Here is a 14,640-nt window from a genome sequence, read left to right as displayed (position 1 = left end):
GCGGGGTGGTGAGTTGAGGAAGCCTTGTCAATGCCGGTGTGGGGACGGGGAGTTGGTGAGGCCCTCTGGTCGGGCGGGGCGTGGCGCGGTGGAATGCCTGATGTCACCTCCCGTCCCGTGAGTGAGCTCCCTGAACGCGCCCTTGGAGGCACGATGGTGAGATCCGCCGGTAAGAGACGTTTGGGCCTGTCCCTGGTGTGTGCGTTGGTGGCGGCGGTGGCCGCCCCGTCCGCGTATGCCGTGCAACCTGCGGCCGAGCAGGCGCAGTTGAAGATCGAGGATCGTGAGACGCAGCCCGTTTTCTCGCGCGCGGACGCCGTGTCGCAGAAGGTCGATGTCCGCACGGGGGTCGACAGTGACGGTGATGGGGAGCGGGACACCGTGCGTATGCGGATTCTGCGGCCCAAGGAGACGGAGTCGGCGGGTCTGAAGGTTGCCACGATCGTCGAGGCGAGCCCGTACTGGGCGGGTGGCAACGATGTCCCGAATCATGTCGTGGACCTGGACGGGGACGGGCTTCCGGAGTCGGGTGGGAAGTTCCAACAGGAGCCCGGTAAAGCCGGGTTGGCGGGTCCGGGTGTGGCGTATGGCGGGTACTACGACAATTACTTCCTGCCGCGCGGTTATGCCGTGGCCGAGGTCGACAGCCTCGGTACCGGCGGCTCCACCGGCTGTCCGACCTCGGGTGGCCGCAATGAGACGCTGGGCGCGAAGGCCGCGATCGACTGGCTGAACGGCCGCGCGAAGGGCTGGGACACCGACGGCAACCCGGTCCGCGCCGACTGGTCGACCGGCGACTCCGCCATGATGGGCATCTCGTACAACGGCACGCTGCCAACCGCCGTCGCCAGTACGGGAGTCGAGGGCCTCAAGGCGATCGTGCCGATCTCCGGGATCTCCTCCTGGTACGACTACTACCGCGCGAACGGCGGTGTGGTGGCGCCCGGCACGTTCCAGGGCGAGGACACCGACGTGCTCGCCAAGTACGTGTATTCGCGGGCGGACCGGGAGATCTGCAAGCCGGTGCTCGACGCGCTGGAGCGTGATCAGGACCGGGTGAGCGGTGACTGGTCGCCGTACTGGCAGGAGCGCGACTACCTGAAGGACGCCGGCCGGATCAAGGCGGCGACGTTTGTCGTGCACGGCCTCAATGACTGGAACGTGAAGACGAAGAACGCCGGCCGGTTGTGGGAGGCGCTGAAGAAGAACCATGTGCCGCGCAAGCTGTGGCTGCACCAGGCCGGGCACACCAATCCGATGCCGCTGCGCATGGAGGAGTGGCTGAGTCAGGTCCACCACTGGTTCGACCACTATCTGTACGGGATCGGCAACGGCGTCACCGCCGAGCCCCGGGTCGACGTCGAGCAGGCCGACTTCAGTTGGAAGCAGCAGAGCGACTGGCCGGCCGCCGGTACGCGCTCGACGACACTGCGGATGCGGGCCGACGGCACGCTGGGGAGCAAGGCGGGCCCCAGGCGCGTGCAGTCGCTGACCGACGCGGGCCGCACGGTCGCCGCGGAGAAGCTCGTCACGTCGCCGGACGACGCGAACCCGAACCGGCTCGCGTACACGACGGGGGCGCTGGACAGGGACGTCCGGCTCAACGGTGTGCCCGAGGTCGATGTGCGGGCCTCGCTGGCCGGTACGTCGCCGTACGTGACGGCGCTGCTCGTCGACTACGGGCGGGACACCCGGGCCACGTCGGGCACGGTCACCGACACGTCGCAGCAGGTCTGTTACGGCGAGGGCGTGCCGGGTCTCGCCGGGGAGACGGGCTGCGCGTACCGCACGAAGCACCGCACGGAGACCGCCGACTACAAGATCGTGACGCGGGGCTGGCTGGACGCCCGAAACCGGACGTCGTACGAGCGCCAGTCCAAGGTCGTGGAGGGCCGCGAATACCGGCTGAAGTGGGACATGCAGCCCGAGGACTACGTCTTCAAGGCCGGGTACCGGCTCGGCGTCGTCCTGATCTCCACCGACTACGACTACACGCTGCGCTATCCGGCGGGCACGCGGATGACCGTGCGCGCCGGGGACAGTTCGGTGACGCTGCCGGTGGCGTCCACATCCAAGAAGTAGGCGCCGAGCCGTCCTCCACTATGCGGTGGGCGCGTCCGGGGCGTCCTTGAGCATGCAGGTCAGGCGGGCCGAGCAGACCCGCCTGTCCTGCTCGTCGGTGATGACGACCTCGTACGTCGCCGTGGAGCGGCCGCGGTGCAGCGGTGTGGCGACGCCGGTGACGAGGCCGGAGCGGGCGCCGCGGTGGTGCGTGCAGTTCAGGTCGACGCCGACGGCGATCTTGCCGCTGCCGCCGTGCAGCATCGCGCCGACGGAGCCGAGGGTTTCGGCGAGGACGGCGGAGGCGCCGCCGTGCAGCAGCCCGTAGGGCTGGGTGTTGCCCTCGACGGGCATGGTGCCGACGACGCGCTCGGCCGAGGCCTCCTTGACCTCGATGCCCATGCGGGTGCCGAGGTGGCCGGCGGAGAACAGGGCGATGAGGTCGATGCCGAGCGCCGTGTACTCGTCGATGACCTCTTGCGGGAACTGCGTGTGGTTCTGCTCGCCCATGGCGCCCGGCTCCGTTCGTCGTGTCTTGCGGGGGTACGTGGCTCGAGGCGGCCACGTGGCTGAGCAAACGCTCAGTCGGTCCTGGATTGTTCCAGGCGGACCACGACGGACTTGCTGGCGGGTGTGTTGCTGGTGTCCGCGGTGGCGTCCAGCGGCACCAGCACGTTCGTCTCCGGGTAGTAGGCGGCCGCGCAGCCGCGGGCCGTCGGATAGTGCACGACACGGAAGCCGGGCGCGCGCCGCTCCACGCCGTCCGTCCACTCGCTGACGAGGTCTACGTAGGAGCCCTCGGCGAGGTCGAGGTCGCGCGCGTCGTCCGCGTTGACGAGGACGACGCGGCGGCCGTTGCTGATGCCGCGGTAGCGGTCGTCCAGGCCGTAGATCGTGGTGTTGTACTGGTCGTGCGAGCGCAGCGTCTGCAGGAGGAGGCGGCCCTCGGGCACGCGCGGGTACTCGACGGGCGCGGCCGTGAAGTTGGCCTTGCCGGTGGTGGTGGGGAAGCGGCGCTCGTCGCGCGGCGCGTGAGGGAGCGCGAAGCCGCTCGGATCCGCCACGCGCGCGTTGAAGTCCTCGAAGCCGGGGACGACGTGTCCGATGCGGTCGCGGATCGTCGCGTAGTCCTTCTCGAACTCCTCCCAGGACGTGGTCGATTCGGCGCCCAGAACGCGGCGGGCGAGGCGGGCGACGATGGCCGGCTCGGACAGCAGGTGCCGGCTCGCCGGGTCGAGGCGGCCGCGGGAGGCGTGCACCATGCCCATGGAGTCCTCGACGGTCACGAACTGCTCGCCACTGCCCTGGAGGTCGCGCTCGGTGCGGCCGAGGGTGGGCAGGATCAGGGCGCGGGCGCCGGTGACGGTGTGCGAGCGGTTCAGCTTCGTGGAGACGTGCACGGTGAGGCGGGCGCGGCGCATCGCCGACTCGGTGACCTCGGTGTCGGGGGACGCCGCCACGAAGTTGCCGCCCATGGCGAAGAAGACCTTGGCCTGCCCGTCGCGCAGGGCGCGGATGGCGCGCACGACGTCGAAGCCGTGCTCGCGCGGCGGGGCGAAGCCGAACTCCTTCTCCAGGGCGTCGAGGAACGCGGGGGCGGGGCGCTCGAAGATGCCCATGGTGCGGTCGCCCTGCACGTTCGAGTGGCCGCGCACGGGGCACACGCCGGCGCCGGGCCGTCCGATGTTGCCGCGCAGCAGCAGGAAGTTGACCACTTCGCGGATCGTCGGCACGGAGTGCTTGTGCTGGGTGAGGCCCATGGCCCAGCACACGACGGTGCGCTTGGAGGCGAGGACCATCTCCAGGGTGCGCTCGATGTCGGCGCGGGACAGGCCGGTCGCCGCGAGGGTCTCGTCCCAGTCGGCGGCGCGGGCGGCCTCGGTGAACTCCTCGTAGCCGTGCGTGTGCTCGGCGATGAAGGCGTCGTCGATGGCGCCCTCTGTGCCGAGGATCAGCTTGTTGAGGAGGCGGAAGAGGGCCTGGTCGCCGCCGAGCCGGATCTGCAGGAACAGGTCGTTGAGCGCCGCGCCCTTGGTGAGGCCCTTCGGCGTCTGCGGGTTCTTGAACTTCTCCAGGCCCGCCTCCGGCAGCGGGTTGATGGAGATGATCTTCGCGCCGCCCGCCTTCGCCTTCTCCAGGGCGGAGAGCATGCGCGGATGGTTCGTGCCCGGGTTCTGCCCGGCGACGATGATCAGGTCCGACTTGTAGAGGTCCTCCAGGAGGACGCTGCCCTTGCCGACACCGATGGTCTCCGTGAGCGCGGAGCCGGACGACTCGTGGCACATGTTCGAACAGTCGGGCAGATTGTTCGTGCCGAACTCGCGGGCGAACAGCTGGTAGAGGAACGCCGCCTCGTTGCTGGTGCGCCCCGACGTGTAGAAGACGGACTCGTCGGGGGAGTCGAGCGCGGTCAGTTCGTCCGCGATCAGATCGAAGGCACGCTCCCAGCTGACGGGCTCGTAGTGGGTGCCGCTCTCATCCAGAAGCATGGGGTGGGTGAGCCGGCCCTGCTGGCCCAGCCAGTAACCGGAGCGCGTCGCGAGGTCCGCGACCGGGTGCGCGGCGAAGAACTCGGGCGTCACCCGGCGCAGGGTGGCCTCCTCGGCGACCGCCTTCGCCCCGTTCTCACAGAACTCCGCCGCGTGCCGGTGCTCCGGCTCGGGCCAGGCGCAGCCCGGGCAGTCGAAGCCGTCCTTCTGGTTGACGCGCAGCAGCGTCAGCGCCGTCCGCTTCACGCCCATCTGCTCGCGGGCCATCTTGAGCGAGTGCTTCACGGCGGGGAGCCCGGCGGCATGGTGCTGCCGCGCCGCTACCTGCGGCGCGTCCTGTACCGGGTCGGATGCGGGCGGCTTGCTTGCCATGGTTCGGCTCCCCTTTGAGCAGGTCCTGCGGTGCTGCGATGCCGTGCTGGTTGCACTGTTGTGAGCTATGTCTCCGATCTTCGCACGGGGGTGTGACAACGCCCGTGCCGGTCCGGGGTGGGCCGCGCTGTCAGTGGGGCGTGGCAGGATCGTGGGCGTGGCAGAGAAAGCAGCAGCGAAGACGACGCAGAAGACGGTGGCACCGGTGGCGAAGGCAGCAGACAGCAGCTCGGGCGGGCGCCCCCGCCTGATGCTCATGGACGGGCACTCGCTGGCGTACCGGGCGTTCTTCGCGCTGCCCGCGGAGAACTTCACGACGGCGACGGGTCAGCCGACGAACGCGATCTACGGTTTCGCGTCGATGCTGGCGAACACGCTGCGCGACGAGGAGCCGACGCACTTCGCGGTGGCGTTCGACGTGTCCCGCAAGACGTGGCGCTCCGAGGAGTTCACCGAGTACAAGGCGAACCGCTCGAAGACGCCGGACGAGTTCAAGGGACAGGTCGAGCTGATCGGCGAGCTGCTCGACGCGATGCACACGCCGCGCTTCGCGGTGGACGGCTTCGAGGCCGACGACGTCATCGCCACGCTCGCCACGCAGGCCGAGACCGCGGGCTTCGAGGTCCTCATCGTCACCGGCGACCGGGACTCGTTCCAGCTGGTCTCGGAGAACGTGACGGTGCTGTACCCCACCAAGGGCGTCTCCGAGCTCACCCGCTTCACGCCGGAGAAGGTCGAGGAGAAGTACGGGCTGACCCCGGCCCAGTACCCGGACTTCGCGGCGCTGCGCGGCGACCCGTCGGACAACCTGCCGGGCATCCCCGGAGTCGGTGAGAAGACGGCCGCTAAGTGGATCAACCAGTTCGGTTCGTTCGCGGAGTTGGTCGAGCGCGCCGAGGAGGTCAAGGGCAAGGCGGGGCAGAACTTCCGGGACCACATCGAGGCCGTGAAGCTGAACCGGCGCCTGACCGAGATGGTCCGTGACGTCGAGCTGCCGAAGACCGTCACAGACCTGGGCCGCGAGGCGTACGACCGTACGGCGATCGCGATGATCCTGGACACGCTGGAGATCCGTAACCCGTCGCTGCGCGAGCGCCTGTTCGCCGTCGACCCGGGGGCGGAGGAGGCCGAGGAGACCCCGGCGGAGCCGGGCGTCGAGCTGGACGGCACGGTGCTCGCGACGGGCGAGGTCGCTCCGTGGCTGGCCGAGCACGGCAAGGCGGTCCTCGGTATGGCGACCGTCGACACCTGGTCGCTCGGTACGGGCTCGGTCACCGAGGTCGCGCTGGCCGCCGCCGGGGGAGAGGCCGCCTGGTTCGATCCGTCGACGCTCGACGAGGCCGACGAGAAGGCCTTCGCCACGTGGGCCGCCGACGCGAAGAAGCCGAAGGTGCTGCACAACGCGAAGAGCGTGATGCGGGTCTTCGCCGAGCACGGCTGGAGTGTCGACGGCATCACCATGGACACGGCGCTCGCCGCGTACCTGGTCAAGCCGGGCCGCCGCTCCTTCGCGCTCGATGCGCTGTCCCTGGAGTACCTGGGCCGCGAGCTGGCCCCGGCCGGCGCGGCCGACGGTCAACTCGCGTTCGGTACCGACGAGGACGACCAGGCCGAGGCCGACGCGCTCATGGTGCAGGCCCGCGCGATCCTCGACCTGGGCGAGGCGTTCGGTACGCGCCTGAAGGAGGTCGGCGCGGCCGATCTGCTCACCGACATCGAGCTGCCCACGTCCACGCTCCTCGCCCGCCTGGAGCGGCACGGCATCGCCGCCGACCGCGCGCACCTGGAGTCGATGGAGCAGATGTTCGCGGGCGCCGTGCAGCAGGCGGTGAAGGAGGCGCACGACGCGGTGGGCCACGAGTTCAACCTCGGCTCCCCGAAGCAGCTCCAGGCCGTCTTCTTCGAGGAACTCGACCTTCCGAAGACGAAGAAGACCAAGACCGGTTACACGACGGACGCCGACGCGCTCGCCTGGCTGGCCACGCAGACCGACCACGAACTGCCCGTGATCATGCTGCGCCACCGTGAGCAGGCCAAGCTCCGCGTCACCGTCGAGGGCCTGATCAAGACGATCGCGGCGGACGGCCGCATCCACACCACGTTCAACCAGACGGTGGCGGCGACCGGCCGCCTGTCGTCGACGGACCCGAACCTGCAGAACATTCCGGTCCGCACGGACGAGGGTCGCGCCATTCGGCGCGGGTTCGTGGTGGGTGACGGCTACGAGTCGCTGATGACGGCCGACTACAGCCAGATCGAACTGCGCGTCATGGCGCACCTGTCGGAGGACGAGGGCCTCCTGGAGGCGTTCAACTCCGGCGAGGACCTGCACACCACGGTGGCCTCGCAGGTCTTCTCAGTGGAGCGGGACGCGGTCGACGCGGAGATGCGCCGCAAGATCAAGGCGATGTCGTACGGGCTCGCGTACGGGTTGTCCGCGTTCGGTCTGTCGGGTCAGTTGGGCATTGACCCGGGCGAGGCGCGCGGCCTCATGGACACGTACTTCGAGCGGTTCGGCGGGGTGCGGGACTACCTGCGGCGGGCCGTCGACGAGGCGCGTGCCACCGGGTACACCGAGACGATGCTGGGGCGGCGCCGCTACCTGCCCGACCTGAACTCGGACAACCGGCAGCGTCGCGAGATGGCCGAGCGGATGGCGCTCAACGCGCCGATCCAGGGCACGGCGGCCGACATCGTGAAGATCGCGATGCTGAATGTCGACAAGGCGCTTATGGAGGCGGGGCTCCAGTCGCGGATGTTGCTCCAGGTGCACGATGAAGTTGTGCTGGAGATCGCTCCGGGGGAGGCCGCCGCGGCGGAGGAGTTGGTGCGGCGGGAGATGGCCGGGGCGGTTGCGCTCCGCGCGCCGCTGGATGTGTCGGTGGGGCTGGGGGCGGATTGGGAGTCCGCGGCCCACTAGGGCCTGGTCGGCCGGGTGTGGGTCGCGTTGTCGCGGCCTGCGCCGGGCCTACGTCACGGGGCTCCGCCCCGGACCCCGCGGGCTCTCGTCACAAGGGCGGGGGCTTGATGTGGCCGCACTCGTCGACGGGGCTTGATGTGGCCGCACTCGTCGATGGGGCCTGCTGTGCGGGCGTTTGGCGGCGTGGCCTGAGGCGGGTCACCAGTGCGTACAGCACCACGCCCACGCCCACGCCCGCCCCCGCGCCGAAGCACAGGGTTGGGATGATTTCCCATGGTCTCCAGGGGAGTTCCGCCCCGTTCACGTACGACAGCCAGCGCGTCACCCGCAGCGCGCCGGCCGCGCACGCGCAGCCCGCGATCAGGGTCCACGCGAGCCACCGATTCCCTGCGGGGGGTGCCGGTGCCGGCTCGGCGGACCGGACCGACCACCACGCGAACGCGGCCAGCACCGCGAGTGCCACGGCCGAACCGGCGTACTGGACCCACCAGTAGAGCGGGGAGCCGGCGAACGTGTCGGCGAGGGCGGGGAAGAGGCGTGCCCCCCAGCGGTCCGGGTGCGTGAAGGCGTCCCACACCACGTGGGTCGTGGCGCCGAGCGACGCGGAGACGTACCACCACAGCGGCCACCATCCGGTACGGGGCCGTGGCCGGACCACGGCGCCCAGCCGCCCCCGCAGCCGCCCCGGTACGAGCCCGAGCACCGGCTCCCGGATCAGCCGCCACAGAGCCACCAGCGTGAGCGCGAGCCCGACGTCCACGGTGAACACGCCCGTGAACGAGTGCGTGAACGCGCCGAATTCCATGGCCCCCGGCACCGCCCCCGCCGCGTAATACGTGAGGTCGGGCGCGAACGACCCGGCGGCGAGCAGCGCGGGGACGAGCGGCCCACGCCCCGAACCGTCCCGCCGGACGAACGGCAGCACCGCCGCGGCATGGCTGATGGTGAACGGCACGTGTCCCCCTGTTGTCCCGTACGTGCGAGCGTGGAAGCGTACGGCATCCGTAGCGGCGCAATCGTTCAATACCGGGCGCGAACGGGTGTCTGTGCGGCGGAAGTTGTCGTAGGGTCGGCTGGATCCGCGCGCTGGGGGAGCGAGGCGGGTCGGTACAGGCGACAAGGGGAGGGCTCGCGGCATGGCGGCGGTATTCGGCAGGCGACTGCGCAGAGGAGTCATGACGGCCGCGGTCGCCGCCGCGGCGGTGGCGGCCCTGTCCGCGTCCCAGGCACCCGGGGTGAGCCCGCCGCGTGCGGACGGCGGCAGTTCCGCCGCGGACCGCTCCGACGACAATCCGCCGGATTCGGCGACGGGCCCGGACTACTACACCGACCTGCCCCCGCTGGACAGCCCCACCGACGACCCGACCACGCCCGGCACGGGCGGGAAGAGCGGCGACGACTCCGGCATACCCGCGACCGTCCTCGACGCGTACAAGAAGGCCGCCGCGGAGCTCGGCACGACCAAGCCCGGCTGCAATCTGGACTGGCAGCTGCTCGCCGCGATCGGCAAGGTCGAGTCGGGCCAGGCCCGCGGCGGCGACGTCGACGCCAACGGCACGACGAAGGGCCAACCGATCCTCGGCCCGTCCCTCGACGGCAACGGGTTCGCGAAGGTCACCGACACCGACGGCGGTTCCTACGACGGCGACACCACCCATGACCACGCCGTGGGCCCCATGCAGTTCATCCCCTCCACCTGGGAGTGGGCGGGCCGTGACGGCAACGGCGACGGCAAGAAGGACCCGAACAACATCTACGACGCCGCGCTCGCCGCGGGCCACTACCTGTGCCGCGCCGACCGCGACCTGTCGAACGCCTCGGACCTCAACAAGGCGATCCTCAGCTACAACAACTCCTCGGACTACCTCGCCACCGTCCTGAAGTGGCTCGAGTTCTACCGCAAGAACTCGCACTCGGTCCCCGACGGCACCGGCGTGCTGCCCAAGCACCCGAGCGTCGGCGGCACGGGCAGTGGCGCGGGCGCGTCGCCGAGCGCCACCGACCGGAACCGGAACTCCGGGGGTTCGTCGGACTCGCCGACCACGAAGCCGCCGTCCAAGAACCCGCCCAAGACCCCGTCCGGCGGCGGTTCGACCAGCCCCGGTGGGGGCGGCACCACCTCGCCGCCCACCACGCCCCCCACGCCCACCCCCACCCCCACGCCCACCGAGTCCGTCACCAAGCTCTCCGACGCGGGCACCGGCAGCCTCGCCGCCCTCCAGGACGACTCCTTCAGCGAGCGGGTCAAGGTGAAGGCGAAGAACGCGGCGGGCTCCGCCGTCGGCTCCGCGAAGATCCGCTTCGCGATCGTCGGCGCCACGGACGCCACGTTCACCGGCGGCGCCACCAGCGCCACCGTCACCACGAACAGCTCCGGCGTGGCCACCGCGCCCGCGTTCAAGGCGGGGAAGGAGACCGGCCAGTTCACGGTCCGCGCCACCGTCGTCGGTCGCAATGTGGCCGGCCTCGACCACACGGCGACGGTCACCGCGCGCGCCGACAAGCTGGAACGCGTCGGCGACGACGCGCTGACCTGCGAGGCCGGCGGCACCTTCGACAAGGCCGTCGAGCTGAAGGCCACGTACAAGGGCGCCGCGGCCGACAAGGTCGCCGCGACCGCGACCCTCGTCACGTCCAAGGACGACGCGACCGAGGCGGACAAGGGTCCCTACTTCAAGGACGTGGACGGCAAGACGCTCCGCACCCTCAAGGGCCTCGAGGCCGACGCCGAAGGGCACCTCACGCTGCCGAAGCTGTACGCGGACGACACGAGCGGCACGTTCCTGCTGCGCGTCACCACCACGGGCGGCGCGACGCTCACGGTGGAGCTGAAGGTGACCGAGGCAGCCGCCTCGTAACACGCCCCGCGCACCGCGTAGTTGAGCCCCCGACCCGGACGTGGTCGGGGGCTCAACTACGTCCCGTACAACGTGTTCTCATTCCCGCTCCGCGTTGCTACGGTGCACCGACCCAGAGGCCTGACGCCTCATCAGATTCCGTGTGCCGCAAGGCTGCAGGGAGGTCGGACATGCGTGCTCTCGTCGCCGCGGCCATCGGTCTCGCCGCGGCGCTCGCCCTGGTCCTCACCATGACCGCGGTCGGTGCCCCGCCGGGCGAGACGTCCCCGAAACCGCTGCTGCACTCAGTGCCCAAACACCCGTAAAAGCCCGTGCCACGCCCGTAGCTGAGGAGGGCCGCAGCGATGCGCCGCAAGGCCAGCCTGATCCTGCTAGCCTTCGCCGTCTTCTTCACGGCGATGTCCCCGCTGATGCGCTGGTACGCGTTCCCGCGCCTGGCGAAGATCCCGCCGAGCCAGTACCAGACGATGGTTCTGGAGGCGAAGAACGCGACACTGATCGACTACGGGACCATGAAGGAGAAGAAGATCCCCAAGCTCAGCATCGTCCAGACGCTGAAGGGCAACGTCGAAGCGTCGAACGAGGTGGAGAAGACCGCCGGGCGCGATGTCGTCGTCTGGGACGGCCTGACCTACGGCGTGGGGCCCGACGGCAAGATGGTCACCGAGATCCCCGAGCGCTACATCTTCGACGCCCACAGTTCGGCGCCCGTGCACGCCAAGAGCGAATCCGTCGACGGCGACCCGGTCAAGCGTGAGGGCATCGAGTTCAAGTGGCCCTTCCTGACGGAGCGGCGCGGCTACGAGTACTTCGACGCGCGTGCCCGCGTCACCCGCCCCATCCACTACAAGGGCACCGAGAACTTCCACGGCCTGGAGGTCTACCGCTTCGAGCAGACCATTCCATGGACGAAGGTTCCGTTCCCCAACACGCTGCCCGTGAAGGGCATCACGCCGGAGTCCGTCGCCAAGACCGGCACCAAGATGTACTACTCGACGGTGCGCACCTTCCTGGTCGACCCGACCACCGGCGCGCCCGTCTACGGCGAGGAGCAGCACAAGGAAGAGATGCGGGGCGGCACCCTGCTCGCCGGGGACCCGGACAAGAAGGTCACCGCGTTCGCGGGCGACGTGAAGATGCGCCCCGACTTCATCGAGTCGACGGTCGACCTGGTCAAGTCCCAGCGTGTCCTGGTCCTTCTCCTCACCTCCTACCTGCCGTGGGGCTTCCTGATCCTCGGCGGGCTGCTGCTCGCGCTCTCGCTGTGGCTGGAGGCGCGCAGCCGGCGCCCCGGCGAGCCGGAGGAGACGCCGGTGGCCGAGCCGGAGCCCGACCCGGTCAGCGTCTGAGACGGGCGTTCGTGTGCCGCGTGGGCTCGGCCGCCGCCGGGTCCTCGGGCCACGGGTGCTTGGGGTAGCGGCCGCGCAGATCGGCCCGTACGGAGCGGTAGCCGTCGCCCCAGAACGAGGCGAGGTCCGCGGTGACGGCGGCGGGCCGCCCCGCGGGCGACAGCAGATGCACGAGCACCGGGACCCCGGCCACCCGCGGCGTCTCCCGCAGCCCGAACATCTCCTGCAACTTCACCGCGAGCACCGGCTGCTGCGGATCGGAGTAGTCGAGCCGCACCCGCGACCCGCTGGGCACCTCCAGCCGCTCCGGCGCCAGCTCGGCCAGACGCGCCGCGTGGCCGCCCGCCCACGGCAGCAGCCGCCGCAGCGCCTCCCCGGCGTCGATCCGCCCGAGGTCCGCCCGGCGCCGCGCCGCGCTCAGCTCGGGCTCCAGCCACTCGTCCACGCGCGCGTGCAGCGCATCATCACTCACGTCCGGCCACGGCTCCCCGACATGCCGCCGCAGAAACGCAAGCCGCTCCCGCAGCGCCACGGCGTCCTTGCTCCACCGCAGCAGCCCGAGCCCCTCGCGCCGCAGCCCTTCGAGCAGGGCGTCCCGTACGAGGCCGGGGGCGGGGTTCTTGAGCGGGCGTACGGCGAGTTCGACGGCGCCGAGCCGGGTGACGTGCCGGGCCACCAACTCGCCGTCCGCCCAGGCCACTTCATCGCCTTCGCCGAACAGTGACGCGGCGGCCCGCCGGGCGGCCTCCTCGTCCACGGCCGCGCCGAGCCGCACGCGCGCGTGCCCGGCCCCCACGGGCCGGTCGGCGACGGCGACGGCGACCCACTCGGCGTCCCGCAGCGCGGAGCCGTCGGGAACGTCGGCGCGGGTGCCGGACACCATGAGCAGCGACCCACCACTGCGCCGGGCAACGCGCTCGGGGAAGGCGAGCGCGGCGACGACCCCGGCAGCGCGATCATCCCCGCCGGCCGCGCCCACCCCGGGGCCGCCACGCGGGCCATCCGTTGCGGCGCTTCGGGTGGCTGGGAGGGTCACTCCCCGCGCCGCAGGCGCGGAACCACCCACGAGACCGGACAGCCGCCGAACTTCAGCGCCCCACCGCGAGGCATACGCATCACCCCCACGCCGAGCCGAGCGCAACGCCCCGCCCAGATCATCGCCGTAGGCCCTCGGCGGCTCCTCGCTCAGCAGCGCCACCACCTCCGCCGCCCGCTTGGCGCCCACCACCGGAGCCGCATCCACAAGCGCACGCCCGAGCCGCGGATGCAGCCCGAGCCGCGCGAGCCGCGCACCACGCCCGGTGGCCCGCCCCGTGTCCTCCTCCACCGCGCCGACCGCGGACAGCACGGACCGGGCCGCCGCCATCGCCCCGGCCGGAGGCGCGTCGAGCAGCGCAAGACCGGACGCGTCCGGGTCGCCCCAGCACGCCACTTGCAGAGCGAACGCCGTCAGGTCCGCCACCTTGATCTCGGGCGAGGGGAACCTGGGCAGCCGCCCGTCCTCCGCCTCGTCCCAGCACCGGTACACCACACCCGGCGCCTCACGCCCGGCCCGGCCCGCCCGCTGCGTCCCGGTCGCCCGGGAAGCCCGTACGGTCGTCAGCGCGCTCAACCCGCGCGCGTGGTCCACCCGCGGCTCCCGCGCCAGCCCCGCGTCCACGACGGCCCGCACCCCCGGCACGGTCAACGACGACTCGGCGACGGCCGTGGCCAGCACGACCCGCCGCCGCGCACCCGCCGAGAGCACCGCGTCCTGCACGGCGGCCGGCGCCCGCCCGTGCACCTGCAACACATCCACATCCGAGCCCAGTCCCCCCAACTGCCCGGCCACGCGCGCGATCTCCCCGACGCCCGGCAGAAAGCACAACACGTCCCCGTCCCGCTCGGCGAGCGCGCGGCGCACCACGGACGCCACATGCGTGAGCAGCGCCGGATCCACCCGCATCCCGTGCGGCGGCCGCACCGGACGCGCGGGCGGCGCCCACACCACGTCCACCGGGTACGAGACGCCCTCGGCCTCCACGACCGGAGCGTCCCCGAGCAGCGACGCCCACCCCGCGGCGTCCGTCGTCGCGGACGCCGCGACCAGCTTCAGCTCCGGCCGCAGCGCCTCGCGTACGTCCCACAGGAAGGCGGCCACGGTGTCCGCGTCCAGGTGCCGCTCGTGCACCTCGTCGAGCATCACGGCGTCGACACCGCGGAGCTCCTGGTCCCGCTGCAGCCGTTGCAGCAGCACACCCGTCGTGACCACCTCGACGCACGTACGCGGCCCGACGACGCGCTCGCCGCGCACCGTGTACCCGACCCGCTCCCCGACCTTCTCGCCGAGCAGCCACGCCATCCGCCTGGCCGCCGCACGGGCCGCGATCCGCCGCGGCTCGGCGACCACCACACGGCGTACGGGAGCGTCCTCGTCGAGCAGCCCGGCGAGGACGAGCGGCACGAGCGTCGTCTTGCCGGTGCCGGGCGGCGCCACGAGCACCGCGGCCCCGGCACCGTCGAGCGCGGAGCGCAGCGCGGGCAGCGCGGAACGTACGGGCAGGGCTCGCAGCGCGTCGTCACGTACAGAAGAAGGGGGTGAGGTCACCCCT

The 14,640-nt window shown here is 71.3% G+C and carries 9 protein-coding genes; 5 read left to right on the top strand and 4 right to left on the bottom strand.

Annotated features, from left to right (window positions below):
* Positions 1 to 153 precede the first annotated feature (153 nt).
* Positions 154 to 2,082: a Xaa-Pro dipeptidyl-peptidase gene (locus ACWD2L_RS13220; protein WP_351337112.1), complete on the top strand. Its 1,929-nt coding sequence runs from the start codon at positions 154 to 156 to the stop codon at positions 2,080 to 2,082.
* Positions 2,083 to 2,100: 18 nt separating this feature from the next.
* Here the strand turns inward: ACWD2L_RS13220 and ACWD2L_RS13215 are convergent, their stop codons facing one another.
* Both ACWD2L_RS13215 and ACWD2L_RS13210 read right to left on the bottom strand, forming a co-directional pair.
* Positions 2,101 to 2,571, bottom strand: a complete 471-nt coding sequence (locus tag ACWD2L_RS13215; protein ID WP_351337115.1) for a PaaI family thioesterase — start codon at positions 2,569 to 2,571, stop codon at positions 2,101 to 2,103.
* A 71-nt stretch (positions 2,572 to 2,642) separates the two neighbouring features.
* Positions 2,643 to 4,922, bottom strand: a complete 2,280-nt coding sequence (locus ACWD2L_RS13210; protein WP_351337118.1) for an FdhF/YdeP family oxidoreductase — start codon at positions 4,920 to 4,922, stop codon at positions 2,643 to 2,645.
* A 250-nt stretch (positions 4,923 to 5,172) separates the two neighbouring features.
* Between ACWD2L_RS13210 and polA the strand changes: the two genes are divergently transcribed.
* On the top strand, positions 5,173 to 7,842 hold the full coding sequence (gene polA / locus ACWD2L_RS13205) for a DNA polymerase I (protein WP_351337213.1): 2,670 nt from the start codon (positions 5,173 to 5,175) through the stop codon (positions 7,840 to 7,842).
* Between the two features lie 88 nt (positions 7,843 to 7,930).
* Here the strand turns inward: polA and ACWD2L_RS13200 are convergent, their stop codons facing one another.
* Entirely contained in the window at positions 7,931 to 8,797 is an 867-nt protein-coding gene (locus tag ACWD2L_RS13200; protein WP_351337120.1) for a DUF4184 family protein, read from the bottom strand.
* A gap of 181 nt (positions 8,798 to 8,978) precedes the next feature.
* On the opposite strand from ACWD2L_RS13200, the gene ACWD2L_RS13195 reads away from it, so the two are divergent.
* From ACWD2L_RS13195 to ACWD2L_RS13185, 3 genes are all read left to right on the top strand, one after another.
* Positions 8,979 to 10,700: a lytic transglycosylase domain-containing protein gene (locus tag ACWD2L_RS13195; protein WP_351337123.1), complete on the top strand. Its 1,722-nt coding sequence runs from the start codon at positions 8,979 to 8,981 to the stop codon at positions 10,698 to 10,700.
* A 170-nt stretch (positions 10,701 to 10,870) separates the two neighbouring features.
* Positions 10,871 to 11,005, top strand: coding sequence for an SPW_0924 family protein (locus ACWD2L_RS13190; RefSeq protein WP_266720761.1), 135 nt, complete (start codon positions 10,871 to 10,873; stop codon positions 11,003 to 11,005).
* Between the two features lie 39 nt (positions 11,006 to 11,044).
* The gene (locus ACWD2L_RS13185; protein ID WP_351337126.1) at positions 11,045 to 12,049 is read left to right on the top strand and encodes a DUF3068 domain-containing protein; all 1,005 of its coding nucleotides are present in this window, start codon (positions 11,045 to 11,047) and stop codon (positions 12,047 to 12,049) included.
* Here ACWD2L_RS13185 and hrpB read toward each other — a convergent pair.
* Complete coding sequence (gene hrpB, locus ACWD2L_RS13180; RefSeq protein ID WP_351337129.1) at positions 12,039 to 14,636, bottom strand: ATP-dependent helicase HrpB; 2,598 nt, start codon at positions 14,634 to 14,636, stop codon at positions 12,039 to 12,041. The two genes, ACWD2L_RS13185 and hrpB, sit on opposite strands and share 11 nt — an antisense overlap.
* Positions 14,637 to 14,640 lie beyond the last annotated feature (4 nt).

It is taken from the genome of Streptomyces sp. NPDC002754 (genome assembly GCF_053592315.1).
This window is presented reverse-complemented; position numbering and strand designations above follow the sequence as displayed.

Coding starts and splice junctions, on each gene's coding strand:
- ACWD2L_RS13220 (WP_351337112.1), top strand. CDS start 154: ATGGTGAGATCCGCCGGTAAGAGACGTTTGGGCCTGTCCCTGGTGTGT.
- ACWD2L_RS13215 (WP_351337115.1), bottom strand. CDS start 2,571: ATGGGCGAGCAGAACCACACGCAGTTCCCGCAAGAGGTCATCGACGAG.
- ACWD2L_RS13210 (WP_351337118.1), bottom strand. CDS start 4,922: ATGGCAAGCAAGCCGCCCGCATCCGACCCGGTACAGGACGCGCCGCAG.
- polA (WP_351337213.1), top strand. CDS start 5,173: ATGCTCATGGACGGGCACTCGCTGGCGTACCGGGCGTTCTTCGCGCTG.
- ACWD2L_RS13195 (WP_351337123.1), top strand. CDS start 8,979: ATGGCGGCGGTATTCGGCAGGCGACTGCGCAGAGGAGTCATGACGGCC.
- ACWD2L_RS13190 (WP_266720761.1), top strand. CDS start 10,871: ATGCGTGCTCTCGTCGCCGCGGCCATCGGTCTCGCCGCGGCGCTCGCC.
- ACWD2L_RS13185 (WP_351337126.1), top strand. CDS start 11,045: ATGCGCCGCAAGGCCAGCCTGATCCTGCTAGCCTTCGCCGTCTTCTTC.